Consider the following 15853-nt stretch of genomic DNA (forward strand, 5'->3'; position numbering starts at 1 on the left):
TTCTAAGAAATATGCCTAACACAGGTAAGATCAAACAAATCATCGGTCCCGTTGTGGACGTGCATTTTGAAGGAAAATTGCCGGAAATTTACAACTCCCTCTACCTGATCCGTGAGAACGGCCAGAAAGTGGTGCTGGAAGTTCAGCAGCATCTTGGGGAAGACAGCGTTCGTACTGTAGCCATGGATTCCACTGACGGCCTGGTACGCGGTATGGAAGTTGTCGATAACGAGGCTCCCATCAAAATGCCTACCGGTGAGGCCATTAAAGGCCGTTTGTTCAACGTGGTAGGTGAAGCTATTGACGGTCTGGGCCAGCTGGACACGACCAATGGTGCTCCCATCCACCGCCAGCCCCCCCGTTTTGAAGACCTCGCTACCGATACCGAAGTGCTTTTCACCGGTATCAAGGTGATCGACCTGATCGAGCCCTATGCAAAAGGCGGTAAGATCGGCCTGTTCGGCGGTGCGGGTGTAGGTAAAACCGTACTGATCCAGGAACTGATCAACAATATCGCAAAAGGCCACGCCGGTCTGTCCGTATTTGCGGGCGTAGGCGAGCGTACCCGTGAAGGGAACGACCTGATGCGCGAAATGATCGAAGCGAACATCGTTCGTTACGGCGATAAATTCAAAGAATCCATGGAACACGGCGGCTGGGACCTGGCCTCTGTGGACAAGGAAGAACTGAAAGGTTCACAGGCCACCTTCGTATTCGGCCAGATGAACGAGCCTCCCGGCGCCCGTGCCCGTGTAGCCCTTTCCGGTTTGACCATGGCAGAATACTTCCGTGATGGCGACGGCACTGCAGGCAGCGGCCGCGACATCCTTTTCTTCGTAGACAACATCTTCCGTTTCACCCAGGCCGGTTCCGAAGTATCCGCGCTGCTTGGCCGTATGCCTTCAGCGGTAGGTTACCAGCCCACCCTGGCCACTGAGATGGGCCTGATGCAGGAGCGTATCACTTCCACCAAGAACGGTTCCATCACCTCCGTACAGGCGGTGTATGTACCTGCGGATGACCTGACCGACCCTGCTCCGGCCACCACCTTCTCCCATCTGGATGCTACCACCGTACTGTCCCGTAAGATCGCGGACAAGGGTATCTATCCCGCTGTGGATCCCCTGGATTCCACGAGCCGCATCCTGAGCCCGTCAGTAGTAGGGGAATCTCACTACAACACCGCACAGCGCGTAAAAATGATCCTCCAGCGCTATAAAGAGCTGCAGGACATCATCGCCATCCTGGGTATGGACGAGCTGAGCGACGACGATAAACTCACCGTATCCCGCGCCCGCCGCGTGGAACGTTTCCTGAGCCAGCCCTTCCACGTGGCAGAGCAGTTCACCGGTCTGAAAGGTGTACTGGTTCCCATCGAGGAAACCATCCGTGGTTTTAATATGATCATGGACGGCGAGGTGGACGAGTATCCTGAAGCAGCTTTCAACCTCGTAGGTACCATCGATGATGCTATCGAGAAAGGCAAGAAGCTGATGTCTGCCGCTAAATAAGGCTCTAAACAAAACCGATTAACATGTTATTGGAAATATTAACACCGGAAAGAAAGCTGTACACAGGGGAAGTATACGGCGTGCAGCTGCCGGGCACAGATGGTTCCTTCGAAGTACTGGACCGCCACGCCCCGCTGATAGCCGCCCTGGGTAAAGGCAAAATGAAGGTGCTGAAAGATAAGAGCCATTCGGAGCAGTTCACCATCGAAGGCGGCTTCGTTGAAGTGCTGAACAACAAGGCAACGGTGCTGGTAGAAGGCGCCACCGCGCTGTAATTCCATCACAGGCAATATATTCGCGACCGTCCCGGCTTAGCCGGGACGGTCTTTTTTATGTAGATTATTGAACGGGGCTCACGTTGGCACAAACCGGCCCCGCAAGTGGCTTCGCTTCAGGCTTTCGCCAGCTACGGGAAATACTTATGGGAAAGGTTAATTCAGAGAAGGATCGATCGGGAAATTGGCCATCATGGCGAAGTTGTGCCCCATGTTCTGAAGGCTTTGCTTCCATATCTCCTGCTCTTCGCGGGAGAACAGCAGGGGCGGGTTGATGCGGCTCAGTATCCAGCTTTTTTCGCTCAGCTCGCCTTCCAGCTGGCCGCTGCTCCAGCCGGAATAACCGATGAAGAATTTGATCTTCTGCAGATCCAGCGCACCGCTGTTCAGCAATTCCACAACCGTGGCAAAATCTCCTCCCCAATAAATACCCGGGAACACCTCAAATCCCCCTTCGATCAGGTCGGGCATCTGGTGAATGAAATGAATGGTATCCATTTGTACGGGGCCGCCAAAATAAACGGGTATGTCGGGGGTGAGAACCGCGGGGATCAGCTCGTCGAGCCGCTGGTCGAACTGCCGGTTCACTACAAAACCAAAACTGCCTTCCTCCTGGTGTTCACACAGCAGTATTACAGTGCGGGCGAAATTCGGGTCTTTCAGAAATGGGTCCGCGATCAGCAATATTCCAGGCGCAAGTGTATCCATGACATTACCTTTTTTCCTGAGCTCTATCCAAATTTAACCAACAAAAGCCAAACCAGTCGTTATTTTTTTCCGAATAATGATAGAAAAACAGGGGGAGTGCAAACAGGGTAAAAATGAAAAAGGGACCTAGACAGATCCCTTACCATTTTATCAACCAAAATCTAAATCGCTTATGGAACGAATCCACGTCGATGTATGTAGAAAGTTTATTCGCTTTTTATAGGTTATCAGTATCAAATTTGGTACCAGATAACAGTGCAAAGATAAGGGGACTACCAATAATTATAGCATAAATTCTGCGTTAAAATTACGTTAAAGTGATATTTTTTATCATACATCCCTACAGATGTGGCTTTTCACGGTTTAATTTTGTATCATAGTTGCTATAGCAAATAGTTTCCCCCGCCGGGAAATTCGCTATATTTAGCGTTTTATAGGATCCGTAACATGCTGCCGTTAAAGAAGATATTTCCTGTCATAATTGCATTGATCACCTTATCCCTGCTGGGAATCATTTACATCCAGTACAGCTGGATCCTGAATGCCGCCCACATCAAAAAGGAAGAAAAGGAACAGAAAATGGTGGACGCCGTAGAGGCCGTCCGCAACGAACTGATGAGCCGCTCCCTCCCGCCCATCGCCCGCATCAAGATAGACCGCTTCAAGCAGGACGGCGCTTCCAACCGCCTCACGCTGGAGCCGATCACAGACGGCATCATCAAGCCGACCATTCCCGTGAGCGCGCAGTTTGAAGGAACGGAGGTATCCGGCCTTCTCAAAAAAGCGATGAAAGAGCGCAAGCTCGATACCATGTTCGAATTCGGTATCGTAAGCAATGCGCTTATCCAGATGTATTCGTCCAACTTCATTGAACGGCTGAACAAACGCGAGACAGACTCTGCATTGTACCAGGAGATCATTGTGCCGCTGGCGGAAAACATCAATTCACCCACCTTTGAAGTGCTGCACGTTTTTGTGCCGCAAAGCAGCCTCACCGTATTCAAATCCCTCGGCTGGATGATCTTCGGCGGCATCCTGTTCACTGCCATTATCGTGACCGCCTTCGCGCTCACCATCCGCACCATGCTGGGGCAGAAAAAATTGTCCGAGATCAAAAGCGACTTCATCAACAACATGACCCACGAGCTGAAAACGCCGCTGGCCACGATATCCCTCGCGATAGACGCCATCGGCAACGAGCGCGTGATGGACAATAAAGACAAGATCCGTTACTTCTCCGGCATCATCAAGGAAGAGAACAAACGTATGAACAAGCAGGTGGAATCTATCCTGAATTCCGCGCTCATGGAGAAAGAGGAGCTTACGCTCAACCTGCAGCCGATAGACGTTCACCAGCTGATCAACAGCACCGTGGAGAACCTGCAGCTGCAGCTGGAAGGGAAGAACGGCAAGGTGGACCTGCAGCTGAATGCCATCCAGCCCATCATCAAAGCCGATGAGGTGCATTTTTCCAACCTCATCTTCAACCTGCTGGACAACGCCATCAAATATTCGAAAGACAATCTTGAAGTGCGTATCACTACCGCCAATACACGCAAGTTCCTGGTGATCTCCATTGCCGATAACGGCATTGGTATGAGCAGGGATACGGTGTCGCGCATATTTGAGAAATTTTACCGGGCGCATACCGGCAATGTGCACAACGTGAAAGGTTTCGGGCTGGGGCTCACCTACGTGAAAGCCATCGTTGACGCGCATAAGGGCCGCATCAAGGTGGAAAGTATTTTGGGGAAGGGAAGCCGCTTCACGATGGAGTTTCCGCAGGAGTAGGCTATCTTTGCAACGAGTAACAGTAAGCAGAATGTTGTCAGAAAAAGAACTGGGAAGATACAAGCACCCGATAGCGGTGCCCGGCATGGGAATAGGGTTGCAGGAAAAACTGAAGCAGAGCCGGGTGCTGGTGATAGGCGCCGGCGGCCTCGGCAGCCCGGTGATACAATACCTCAGCGCGGCGGGCGTGGGCGTGATAGGCATAGCGGATTACGGGGTGATACTCGAAGAAGACCTCCACCGCCAGCCCCTTTACAATATGCAGGACCTGCGGAAACATAAAGCCAAAATGGCCGCCAGCAGGCTCTTTTCGCTCAATCCCTGGAACAAGCATTACCCCTTTCTCATACAAATAAGGCCCGATAACGTCAAGCAGGTGTTCAGCGGCTTCGACCTGGTGGTGGACTGCTCGCAGCACCGCGCCACGCACCTCGTGGTGAACGATGCCTGCATTTTGCTGGACAAGCCTTTCGTGACCGGCGAAGTGCATAACTGGACGGCCTGGTGGGGCGGCTTCAACATGAAGCCTGACAACAATCCCACGCTGGCTTCCTACCGCTGCAACGAATACCTGCTGGACGAGTTCCGCAATTTCGACGCGGGTGCCATGGGTGCCACACATGGCGCTACCGCGCTGCTGATGGTGAACGAGATCATCAAATACCTCGCGGATGTGCCCGGCCTTGCCGGCAAGCTGCACACGTTCAACTACCTGCACCAGCAGTTCACCGTGACCGACCTTGCGGCCGATCCCGAAAAGATCGCAGCCGTGAAAGAAACGGGCCTGCTCACGCCGGAAGAATACGGGCTGGAAGTAGTGCCCGACGTGGAAGATTAAACCATTAATGCGTTTAGATATGCCAATGCCCGACCTCCGGAAGAATCTGAAGAAAATAGCCCTCTGGGCGATTGGCATTTACCTGGGGGCGGGACTGGTGCTGTATTTCGTGCAGGACAAGCTGCTCTTCCACCCGGAAGTGCTGCCGGCCAATTACCAGTACAAGTTCGACGTCCCTTTCCAGGAGCTGCTCATTCCCGTCAATAAAAAAGTGAAGCTGAGCGCGGTGCTCTTTAAGGCGGAACGCCCGAGGGGCATGGTGCTGTATTTTCACGGCAATTCCCATAATATCAACCGTTACGCGCAATACATGCCTGAATTCACCCGCAACGGGTACGACGTGCTGATCATGGATTACCGCGAATTCGGGAAAAGCACCGGCCGGTTAACGGAAGCCGCGCTGTATGAAGATGCTTTGCTGATGTACAAAGTGGCCCGCAGCCGTTTTTCGCCCTGGCAGATCGTTATTTACGGGAAATCGCTGGGAACGGGCATTGCAGCCCAGCTGGCCGCTATCCGCGACTGCCGCAGGCTGATCCTGGAAACGCCCTACTACAGCCTGCAGGACGTTGCCGCATCGTCCATCCCGATCTATCCCCACAGCATCATGCTCGATTTCAAGCTGCCCGCCAACGAATACCTGCCGAAAGTAACGGCGCCGGTAGCGGCGTTTCACGGTACGAAAGACGAAACTGTTCCTTATGCATCAGGGAAAAAGCTGGCGGATGAATGTTTTAAACCGGGAGACACCCTGTTCACCATCAAAGGCGGCAAGCATAATAACCTGCACGAATACCCGCTGTTCCAGGCCAAGCTGGATTCTTTGCTGAAATTGTAGTTCGGGTCAATTCCCTCATGCCTGTGTTCCGGAGTGTACTTACCCTTTTATTTCCTTGAGGCTCACACCTTTGTCGCTCACCTTCAGCTCGTGCGGAATACCCAGCTTCAGCGCGTAATTCGCTTCCTGGTGGCCGACAGGGAAATCGTAACACACGGGGTAGCCGTATTCCTGCACCATATTCCGGATGATCTCGTATTCCGTTTGCCCGAAAGGCGTGTCTGTTTCACGTTCTTCCGTGAAAGAGCCTACCACCAGCCCGGCCAGCTTGCTGAGCCAGCCCGCGCGTTTGAGGTTGTACATCATACGGTCCACGTTATAACGGTATTCGCCCACGTCTTCCAGCACCAGTATCTTCCCTTTTGTATCGGGCTGCGAAACCGAGCCGGACAAATTGGCCAGCAGCGTGAGGTTGCCGCCCACGAGCCTGCCTGTGCCCTTGCCGTTGCGGTTCATGGCGTGAGGCCGGGCTTCGTATTTGCTGCGTTTGCCCAGCAGCGCATCGCGCAGGCTGCTTACATACACATTATCCTTCGTGGAAGCGGTGATGCCGCTGCACATCACGGAATGGATAGTGGGGATCTTATAACGTTCCTGGATATGGGCGTGAAGGGTGGTGATGTCGCTGTAGCCGCAGAGCCATTTCGGATCTTTGCGGAAGCGGGAGAAATTGACGCGGTCCAGGACAGACACCATGCCGTAGCCCCCGCGGCCGAACACGATGGCTTTGATGCCGGGATCGTCTATCATATCCTGCAATTCTTCCAGCCTCAGCTCGTCCGGTGCGGAAAAATTATGGAAACTGGTGCCTACGGTTATGCCGAGGTGTACCCGGAAGCCCCAGGACTCGATCACGTTGGCGGCGAATTCGGCGGCTTGAAGCTCCATTTTGCTGCTGGGACACATGATCCCTATCAGGTCGCCTTTTTTTAGATAGGGCGGAATTTTGATCATTCTAAAGTCTTTAGTTTACCTTTGCTGATTAAATGAGGAAGAAGGAATTCTTATCCCATTCGACGGCCAAAGTAGTCGTTATTGGGTTAACTGCAAATCCATTTCCCTGTTTTTCTGAATAATTTACATTTTTTTCAACGGAGGAAGCATCAATGAAACAATTTAACAGATACCTCGTTACGGCAGCCCTTCCCTATGCCAACGGCCCGGTTCACATCGGGCACCTGGCCGGCTGTTACCTGCCGTCCGACATCTACGTACGGTATCTCAGGGCCAGGAAAGCGGACGTGAAATTCGTCTGCGGTACGGATGAACACGGCGTTCCCATCACCATCAAGGCCATGCAGGAAAACGTGACGCCGCAGGACATCGTGGACAAATACCACGCGATCATCAAAGAATCCTTTGCCTCCATGGGCATTTCCTTCGATATTTTCTCCCGTACCTCCAACAAGGTGCATCACCAGACGGCCGCGGACTTCTTTAAAAAGATGTACGACGATGGTCTTTTCGAAGAGAAGGAGTCCGAACAATATTTCGACGAGGTGAAACAGGTGTTCCTGGCAGACCGTTACATCATCGGCACCTGTCCGAACTGCGGTAACGACCGGGCCTACGGCGACCAGTGCGAGCGCTGCGGCAGTTCCCTCAGCCCTGACGACCTGATCAACCCCCGTTCCGCCCTCAGCGACGCCGTGCCGGTGAAGAAAAAGACGAAGCACTGGTACATGCCGCTCCAAAACTATGAACCCTGGCTGAAACAATACGTCATCGAAGATCATAAGGAATGGAAAGCTAACGTGTACGGGCAATGCAAAAGCTGGCTGGACAACGGGCTGCAGTCCCGCGCCATGACGCGCGACAGCAACTGGGGCATCAAAGTGCCGCTGCCCGATGCCGAAGGCAAAGTGCTGTACGTATGGTTCGACGCGCCCATTGGGTACATTTCCGCCACCAAGGAGCTGACGGAGAACTGGGCCGATTACTGGTGCAAGGAAGATACCCGCCTGATCCACTTCATCGGGAAAGACAACATTGTGTTCCACTGCATTATTTTCCCGGCCATGCTCAAGGCGCACGGCGGGTACGTAGTGCCGGACAATGTGCCTGCCAACGAGTTCCTCAACATCGAAGGGGAGAAGGTGAGCACTTCCCGCAACTGGGCCGTGTGGGTGCATGATTACATCAAGGATTTCCCGGACCAGCAGGACGTGCTGCGGTACGTGCTCTGCTCGACCGCGCCCGAAACCAAAGACAACGATTTTACCTGGAAGGATTTCCAGGACCGCAATAACAATGAGCTGGTGGCGAACCTCGGCAATTTCGTGAACCGCACGATGGTGCTGATGCACAAGCTCTGCGGCGGCAAGGTGCCCCCGATGCACGCTGCCGTGAAAGACGCATCAGACGATGGTATCTTTACCATGCTGCAGGACGCGAAGATGAAGATATCCGAATCGTTGGAAACCTTCCGCTTCCGCGATGCGCTGAACGAAGTGATGAACGTGGCCCGCGAAGGAAACCGCTACCTCCAGGAAAAACAACCCTGGATACTGGCCAAAACGCCTGAGCTGCAAGCGAAGAACCAACAGCAGATAGACAACTGCCTGCACGTATGCCTGCAGCTTACGGCCAATCTCGCCGTATTCATCAATCCCTTCCTGCCGTTCACCGCGCAGAAGATCTGCCACATGCTGAAGGTGGTGGACCGTATGCTGGAGTGGGAGAATGCAGGCAGCATGAAGCTTGTGAGCGTGGGGTATTCCCTGCGCGCGCCTGAACTGCTGTTCAAGAAAATTGAAGACGACCAGGTGAAAGCGCAGGTGGAGAAACTGCATGCAGGGTTGAAACAATCCGCCGCCGCACAGCAGTCCGCAGCAGAACCCGCGAAGGAAGCCGCGCCTGCCAAACCGGAGATACAGTACGAGGATTTCGCGAAGCTGGAACTGAAAGCAGGCACGATCACCCATGCGGAGAAAGTGGCCAAGGCAGACAAGCTGCTGAAGCTGACGATAGACCTCGGCACGGAACAGCGCACCGTTGTATCCGGCATTGCCCTGCATTACACGCCTGAAGCCGTTATCGGCAAGCAGGTAACGCTGGTGGCCAACCTTGCGCCGCGCAAAATGAAAGGCATTGAAAGCCAGGGCATGATCCTGATGGCCGAAGACAAAGACGGCAAGCTGGTGTTCGTAAACCCCGACCAGGCCGTAGCGCCCGGCAGCGGGGTGAGCTGATCATGAAAACATAACATGAAAAGGCTGGTCGCAGGACCAGCCTTTTTTCTTTGTGCTGCGCCGTTCAAACAAGAAAAATGCTAAATTCATTATTCTAAAGCGGAAATATATGCAAAGAAGGATCAACAAAGTTGCAGTGCTGGGTTCCGGCGTAATGGGCTCAAGAATAGCCTGTCTTTTTGCAGGCGTAGGCGTAAAAGTGCTGTTGCTGGACATTGTGCCCAAAGAACCCAATGATGCGGAAAAGGCTAAAGGATTAACAACAGAGCATCCCGCTGTGAGGAACGGGATCGTGAACGAAGCCCTCCAGGCCGCCATCAAATCCAACCCCTCGCCCCTCTACACGAAAGAAGCCGCCAGGCATATCAGGACAGGCAACTTCACCGACGATATGAAATCCATCGCTGATTGCGACTGGGTGATAGAAGTGGTGGTGGAGAACCTGGATATCAAGAAAAAAGTATTCGAGCAGGTGGAGCAGTTCCGCAAACCCGGCACACTGATCACTTCCAATACTTCCGGCATTCCCATCCACCTGATGGCGGAAGGCCGCAGCGAAGATTTTAAAAAACATTTCCTGGGCACGCACTTCTTCAACCCGCCGCGTTACCTGCGGCTGCTGGAGATTATTCCCACCCCGCATACCGATCCCGCAGTGACTGATTTCCTGATGCATTACGGCGACCTGTACCTGGGGAAAACCACCGTGCTGTGCAAGGACACGCCTGCTTTCATTGCCAACCGCGTGGGTGTGTTTTCCATCATGGCCATCTTCCACATCATGCAGGAAATGGGGCTGGGCATCGATGAAGTGGATGCATTGACAGGCCCCGTGATCGGCCGCCCGAAATCGGCCACATTCCGCACGGCGGACGTGGTGGGGATAGACACGCTGGTGAAAGTGGCCAAAGGCGTTGCGGATAATTGTCCCGGCGATGAAGCGCGCGATATCATGCAGATACCGCCTTTCCTGCAAAAGGTAGTGGAGAACAACTGGCTGGGCGATAAGACCGGGCAGGGCTTTTATAAAAAGACCAAAGGCGCGGGCGGAAAGGAAATCCTCACCCTCGACCTGAAGACCATGGAATACGGCCCGAAAGTGAAAGCGAAGTTCGCCAGCGTTGAAGCCGCCAAACCGGTGGAAGACCTGAAGCAGCGCATTAAAATGCTGGCCTCCTCTTCGGATAAAGCGGGGCAATTTTACCAGGCATTCCATGCAAGGCTGTTTTCGTATATCTCTCACCGTATCCCCGAGATCGCGGATGATCTCTACAAGGTGGACGATGCCATGAAAGCGGGCTTCGGCTGGGAAATAGGCGCGTTTGAAACCTGGGACCTGCTGGGTGTTGAAGCCGGTATCAAAAACATTACCGACAAAGGCCTTACCGTGGCGCCCTGGGTGAATGACATGCTGGCTGCGGGCGTGAAGAACTTTTACAAGATCGAGAACGGCAAAAAATATTACTACGACCTGGCTACAAAGGCTTACAAAGCCGTACCGGGCGAAGATGCGTTCATCATCCTGGAGAACCACTTCAACAACATCATCTGGAAAAACAGCGCCTGCAACCTGTACGACCTGGGCGACGGCATCGTGTCGCTGGAATGGAAGACCAAGATGAACACCATCGGCGGCGAGGTGCTGGAAGGCGTGCATAAAGCGATAGACCGTGCTGAGAAAGACTTCCGCGGCCTCATTCTGGCCAACGACGCGGCGAATTTTTCCGCGGGCGCTAACGTTGGCATGATCTTCATGCTGGCGGCCGAGCAGGAATACGACGAGCTGGACATGGCCGTGCGCCTGTTCCAGAAAACCACCATGCGTCTCCGTTATTCGTCCATCCCCGTAGTGGTGGCCCCGCACGGGCTTACCCTCGGCGGCGGTTGCGAAATGAGCCTGCATGCGGACCATGTGCAGGCTGCTGCTGAAACCTATATCGGCCTGGTGGAACTGGGCGTGGGCCTGATACCCGGCGGCGGCGGCACCAAGGAGCTTACGCTGCGGGCTTCGGACCAATACCGGGAAGGGCAGATCGAAAACCCGATCCTCCAGGAACGTTACCTTACCATTGCGCAGGCCAAAGTGGCCACCTCCGCCCATGAAGCCTTTGAGCTGGGCCTGCTGCGCGAAGGCATGGACGCCATCAGCCTGAACCAGAGCCGCGTGATCGCCGATGCCAAAGAAAAAGCCATAGAGCTGGCCAATGCCGGTTATGTGAAACCCATCGAGCGCACAGATATCCGCGTGCTGGGCCGTTCCGCCCTGGGCGCGATCCTTACCGGCATCAACGCCACGCACTTCGGCAATTATATTTCCGAGCACGATGCGAAGATCGCCCGCAAGCTGGCCTACGTAATGTGTGGCGGCGACCTTTCGGAACCCGCGCTGGTAAGCGAACAATACCTGCTGGACCTGGAACGGGAAGCCTTCCTGAGCCTCAGCGGGGAAAGAAAAACGCTCGAAAGGCTGCAAAGTGTGCTGAAAACCGGGAAGCCCGTGCGTAATTAGTTATATATTGCATTGAATTAATATAACCGACTTTGGAAAATAAGCAAATCCTGTCCCTTCACGAGGTGTCCAAGCACTATGGGCCTATCCAGGCGCTCAAATCCGTTTCCTTCCACGTTCCGGAAGGCAGCGTATTCGGGGTACTGGGGCCTAACGGCAGCGGTAAGACCACCCTTCTCGGCATCATCATGGACGTTCTGAAAGCCAACGCCGGAACGTACAGCTGGTTCGGCCAGCCGCCGCACGCCGATCTCCGCAAGCGGATAGGTACCCTGCTGGAAACGCCCAACTTTTATCATTACTATTCCGCCGTGCGCAACCTGCAGATCAACGCAGCCATCAAGGGCCGCGGCGAAGATGATATTGAACGCGTACTGCGCCTCACCGAGCTGTGGGAGCGGAAAGATTCAAAGTTCAGCACCTTTTCCCTCGGTATGAAGCAGCGCCTGGCCATTGCCAACGCTTTGCTGGGCAGGCCCGACGTGCTGCTGCTGGATGAGCCTACCAACGGGCTGGACCCCGCGGGCATCGCGGAGATCAGGGAGCTGATCCGCAACCTTGGCAAAGACGGTACTACCGTGATCATGGCCAGCCATCTACTGGATGAAGTGGAAAAAGTGTGCAGCCACGTAGCCATTCTTAAAAAAGGTGTGCTGGTGGCATCAGGGCATGTGGATGAAGTGCTGGCCAACGAGGATATGATAGAGCTGGGCGCTTCCAACCTTGAACAGCTGGAACGCGTGCTGAACGCCATGGCCGGGCTGAAAAGCCTCCGCAGGCATAACGGCAGCATACAGGTGATGTTCGAGAACGGGCAAACGGCCGAACAGCTGAACCGCGCCTGCTTTGAACAGGGCATCGCCCTCAGTTACCTCGCCGTGAAACGGAAAAGCCTCGAAGCGAGGTTCATTGAACTCACCAATTGATCGCCCTTAACCGCATTGAATCATGATACGATTACTGAATATAGAATGGCTTAAAGTAAAAGCATACCGCACGTTCTGGATACTGACCGGGCTGTTTGTGCTCGCAGTGCCGCTGCTCACCTGGGCGTTTGAAAGCGCGCTTACATCCACCAACCAGGCCGTGGCTCAATTCCTCGCTGCGTTCTCGTTCCCGAAAGTATGGGACACGACCGCCTGGATCGGGAGCCTGGCAACGCCCGTTATCGGCATCATGCTGGTCATCTTCCTCACGAACGAAAATAATTTCCGCACCATCCGCCAGAATATCATCGACGGGTGGAGCAGGGAACAGTACATCAACGCCAAATTCGGCGTGTTGCTGACCGCGGCGCTCTTCATTACAGTGGTGATTGCGCTGACGGCGCTTGTCTTCGGCCTGAAAACCGGAACCGGCGACGCGACGGATGGAACCATCTTTATATGGTACACGTTCACGCAAAGCCTCGCCTACCTGTCCATGGCGTTTTTCCTGGGCGTGTATATGAAAAGGGCGGGTATCGCCATCGGCATTTACATCATGTACGTGTATGTCGGAGAATTTGCGATCGCTGGCCTGCTCGATTTCAAAGTGAAATACCATACAGGCGGTTACCTGCCGCTGGAGAGCACAGACAGGCTTGTGCCCGGGATGTTCGACAGGCTGCGCGACCTGATGCGCAAAGGAGGTCCCGGCCCGACCAAAACCACCTATGTGCTGGTAGCATGGTTCTATATCGCGGTTTTCACTGCGCTTTCCTGGTTCAAAATGAAAAAGGCTGATCTGTAATTAACCATATTTTGTAAATCCCAGCATGTATTTTTGTTGATAAAAGTAAGATCGTGAAGAAGGAAAACCTGATACTGGTAACGAACGACGACGGCATTACCGCCCCCGGCATACGCAATCTCATTGAAGCTGTAAAGCCCCTTGGGAAAGTAGTGGTGGTGGCGCCGGACAGCCCGCAATCCGGTAAAGGCCACGCCATCACGCTCGGCTTTCCCTTACGGCTGAACCAGGTGGATATTTTTCAAGGAATAGAAGCATGGACCTGCTCCGGCACGCCGGTAGACTGTGTGAAACTGGCGCGGGACAAGATACTGGACCGTTCGCCGGACATCTGTGTGAGCGGTATCAACCATGGCGCGAACCATTCCATCAACATCATCTATTCCGGTACGATGTCCGCCGCCATGGAAGCCGCGATCGAAGGCATTCCTTCCGTGGGGTTCTCTTTTCTCAACTACGCTTACGACGCGGATTTCAGCGTTCCCCGGCAGGTGGCGCACGAGATCGCCAAAAAGATGCTGGAAACGCCGCTGCCGCCGCATTCGCTGTTCAATGTGAACATTCCCGACGTGCCGGCTGGGGATTATAAAGGCGTACGCATTGCACGGCAGGCCAATGCCAAATGGAAAGAAGAGTTCGACGAGCGCAGAGACCCGCACGGCAAAAAATACTACTGGCTCACCGGCGAATTCTCGAACAAAGATCTCGGGAACGATACAGACGTGTGGGCCCTCGAAAACGGCTATACATCCCTTGTGCCTGTACAGTTCGACCTTACAGATTACCGCCTGAAGGGAAGACTGGAAACCGAATGGCAATTCCAATAATCCTATGACCATGTTGAATCAAGACAAACTACCACTCGGCATACTGCTCGGCTTCCTCACCCCGCTGGCCGCCTTCCTGCTGTATTGGCTGCTGGCCGTGTACATGCCGAAAGACGTGAACCTGGCGGACTTCCTCATTTACCTCAAAAATGCCCGCCAGCAGATACCCAAGGTGATCAGCATCTGCCTGCTCGCCAACGGCATCGTTTTTTACCTCTACACCCGCAAACGGCTCGACCTCACCGCCCGCGGCATTTTCCTGATCACATTGTTGTACGCAATCGTTATCTTGCTGCTTAAAATTATCTGATCAGTTCCGTGAAATTCGTTTAGGGATGAAGTACTATTTAATTGCCGGGGAAGCCTCCGGCGACCTGCATGGCAGCAACCTGGTCAGGCAGCTCAGGCAGCAGGATCAGCAGGCAGACATCCGCTGCTGGGGCGGCGACCTGATGGAACAGGCCGGCGCCACCGTGGTGAAACATTACAAAGACCTTGCGTTCATGGGCTTCGTGGAAGTAGTGATGAACCTGCGCACCATCTTCAAAAACCTCGACCTCTGCAAAAAAGATATCGAAGCCTGGAAGCCGGATGTGCTGGTGCTGATCGATTACCCCGGCTTTAACCTGCGCATCGCCGAATGGGCCAAACAGCAGGGCCTGAAAGTAGTGTATTACATCAGCCCGCAGGTATGGGCCTGGAAAGAAGGCCGCGTGAAGAAGATCAGGGAAACGGTGGACAAAATGCTCGTCATCCTTCCTTTCGAAAAGGATTTTTATAAGAAATGGAACTTTGAAGTGGAATATGTTGGCCACCCGCTCATCGAAGCGGTGAAAGCCGCCAAGGAAGCGCCCGCCCTGCCGCCGTTCTCCGGCAAACCCATCATTGCCCTGCTGCCGGGCAGCCGTAAGCAGGAAGTGGAAAAGAAACTGCCGGTGATGCTTTCCATGGCCAGATATTTCCCCGAATACCAGTTCATCATGGCCCAGGCCCCCAGCCTGGACGATAGTTTTATCAACGGTTTTACCGGCGCATACCCCAATGTGTCTGTCGTAAAAGGACAAACCTACCCGCTGCTGCTGCAGGCTACGGCCGCGCTGGTCACCTCCGGCACCGCTACCCTCGAAACCGCCTTGTTCGGCGTGCCCGAAGTGGTGTGTTACAAAGGCAGCTCCGTGTCTTATTTCTTCGCCAAACGGCTGATCAAAGTGAAATATATTTCGCTGGTGAACCTCATTATGGATAAACCCGTAGTGAAGGAACTGATCCAGGACGAGCTCACGGAAGAAAACCTTCTTAAAGAACTAACGCTTATCTTAAAGGATACCGCCCGCCACCAACAAATGAAAGCCGATTACGCCATGCTGTGGACGCTGCTGGGCGACGGCACGGCTTCCCGCAAAGCGGCGGAGGCTATCGTGGCCATGGTGAAGTAGGAGAGGCTACAAATAATGCCTGATCACTTTGACCAGCATCACGATGAGCGCGATGAGGAACACGATGATGGAGATCCGGTTCATGCCGTGCATCAGCTTCGTATTGGTGTTCAGCGGTTCGGATTTGTCGCGCTTTTTGATGTAGAGGTATTGCAGTATTTGGCGCCAGATGCTTTTCATACCCCAAATATCCATAAT

The 15853-nt window shown here is 53.8% G+C and carries 15 protein-coding genes; 12 read left to right on the forward strand and 3 right to left on the reverse strand.

Features of this window, described 5'->3' with window-relative positions; translation table 11 throughout:
* Positions 1-11: 11 nt before the first annotated feature.
* Both atpD and atpC read left to right on the forward strand, forming a co-directional pair.
* Positions 12-1511: a F0F1 ATP synthase subunit beta gene (gene atpD / locus ACTJIK_RS06430; protein ID WP_440645531.1), complete on the forward strand. Its 1500-nt coding sequence runs from the start codon at positions 12-14 to the stop codon at positions 1509-1511.
* A gap of 23 nt (positions 1512-1534) precedes the next feature.
* Entirely contained in the window at positions 1535-1786 is a 252-nt protein-coding gene (gene atpC, locus ACTJIK_RS06435) for an ATP synthase F1 subunit epsilon (protein ID WP_440645532.1), read from the forward strand.
* A 156-nt stretch (positions 1787-1942) separates the two neighbouring features.
* Here the strand turns inward: atpC and ACTJIK_RS06440 are convergent, their stop codons facing one another.
* On the reverse strand, positions 1943-2494 hold the full coding sequence (locus tag ACTJIK_RS06440) for a YqgE/AlgH family protein (protein ID WP_440645533.1): 552 nt from the start codon (positions 2492-2494) through the stop codon (positions 1943-1945).
* A 486-nt stretch (positions 2495-2980) separates the two neighbouring features.
* Between ACTJIK_RS06440 and ACTJIK_RS06445 the strand changes: the two genes are divergently transcribed.
* The 3 genes from ACTJIK_RS06445 to ACTJIK_RS06455 are packed head-to-tail and all read left to right on the forward strand — an operon-like array spanning position 2981 to position 5961.
* Entirely contained in the window at positions 2981-4285 is a 1305-nt protein-coding gene (locus ACTJIK_RS06445) for a sensor histidine kinase (RefSeq protein WP_440645534.1), read from the forward strand.
* Between the two features lie 31 nt (positions 4286-4316).
* Positions 4317-5123: a HesA/MoeB/ThiF family protein gene (locus tag ACTJIK_RS06450; RefSeq protein ID WP_440645535.1), complete on the forward strand. Its 807-nt coding sequence runs from the start codon at positions 4317-4319 to the stop codon at positions 5121-5123.
* 7 nt (positions 5124-5130) lie between these two features.
* Positions 5131-5961: an alpha/beta hydrolase gene (locus ACTJIK_RS06455; RefSeq protein WP_440645536.1), complete on the forward strand. Its 831-nt coding sequence runs from the start codon at positions 5131-5133 to the stop codon at positions 5959-5961.
* A gap of 39 nt (positions 5962-6000) precedes the next feature.
* On the opposite strand, the gene ACTJIK_RS06460 is transcribed toward ACTJIK_RS06455, so the two are convergent.
* The gene (locus ACTJIK_RS06460; RefSeq protein ID WP_440645537.1) at positions 6001-6915 is read right to left on the reverse strand and encodes a S66 peptidase family protein; all 915 of its coding nucleotides are present in this window, start codon (positions 6913-6915) and stop codon (positions 6001-6003) included.
* Between the two features lie 152 nt (positions 6916-7067).
* Here ACTJIK_RS06460 and metG point away from each other — a divergent pair, with 152 nt between their 5' ends.
* From metG to lpxB, 7 genes are all read left to right on the forward strand, one after another.
* Positions 7068-9152 (forward strand): methionine--tRNA ligase, encoded by a 2085-nt coding sequence (gene metG / locus ACTJIK_RS06465; RefSeq protein ID WP_440645538.1) that lies wholly within the window; start codon positions 7068-7070, stop codon positions 9150-9152.
* Between the two features lie 109 nt (positions 9153-9261).
* The gene (locus tag ACTJIK_RS06470; RefSeq protein ID WP_440645539.1) at positions 9262-11661 is read left to right on the forward strand and encodes a 3-hydroxyacyl-CoA dehydrogenase/enoyl-CoA hydratase family protein; all 2400 of its coding nucleotides are present in this window, start codon (positions 9262-9264) and stop codon (positions 11659-11661) included.
* 32 nt (positions 11662-11693) lie between these two features.
* Positions 11694-12587, forward strand: a complete 894-nt coding sequence (locus ACTJIK_RS06475) for an ABC transporter ATP-binding protein (protein WP_440645540.1) — start codon at positions 11694-11696, stop codon at positions 12585-12587.
* 22 nt (positions 12588-12609) lie between these two features.
* The gene (locus tag ACTJIK_RS06480; RefSeq protein ID WP_440645541.1) at positions 12610-13392 is read left to right on the forward strand and encodes an ABC transporter permease; all 783 of its coding nucleotides are present in this window, start codon (positions 12610-12612) and stop codon (positions 13390-13392) included.
* 53 nt (positions 13393-13445) lie between these two features.
* A complete protein-coding gene (surE, locus tag ACTJIK_RS06485) occupies positions 13446-14219 on the forward strand; it encodes a 5'/3'-nucleotidase SurE (RefSeq protein WP_440645542.1) in 774 nt (257 codons plus the stop codon).
* Positions 14220-14229: 10 nt separating this feature from the next.
* The gene (locus ACTJIK_RS06490; protein WP_440645543.1) at positions 14230-14529 is read left to right on the forward strand and encodes a hypothetical protein; all 300 of its coding nucleotides are present in this window, start codon (positions 14230-14232) and stop codon (positions 14527-14529) included.
* Between the two features lie 25 nt (positions 14530-14554).
* On the forward strand, positions 14555-15655 hold the full coding sequence (gene lpxB / locus ACTJIK_RS06495; protein ID WP_440645544.1) for a lipid-A-disaccharide synthase: 1101 nt from the start codon (positions 14555-14557) through the stop codon (positions 15653-15655).
* A 6-nt stretch (positions 15656-15661) separates the two neighbouring features.
* Here the strand turns inward: lpxB and ACTJIK_RS06500 are convergent, their stop codons facing one another.
* Positions 15662-15835, reverse strand: a complete 174-nt coding sequence (locus ACTJIK_RS06500) for a DUF6728 family protein (protein ID WP_440645545.1) — start codon at positions 15833-15835, stop codon at positions 15662-15664.
* Positions 15836-15853 lie beyond the last annotated feature (18 nt).

The sequence above is a fragment of the Chitinophaga sp. 22620 genome (assembly GCF_052044405.1).
Classification (GTDB): Bacteria; Bacteroidota; Bacteroidia; order Chitinophagales; family Chitinophagaceae; genus Chitinophaga.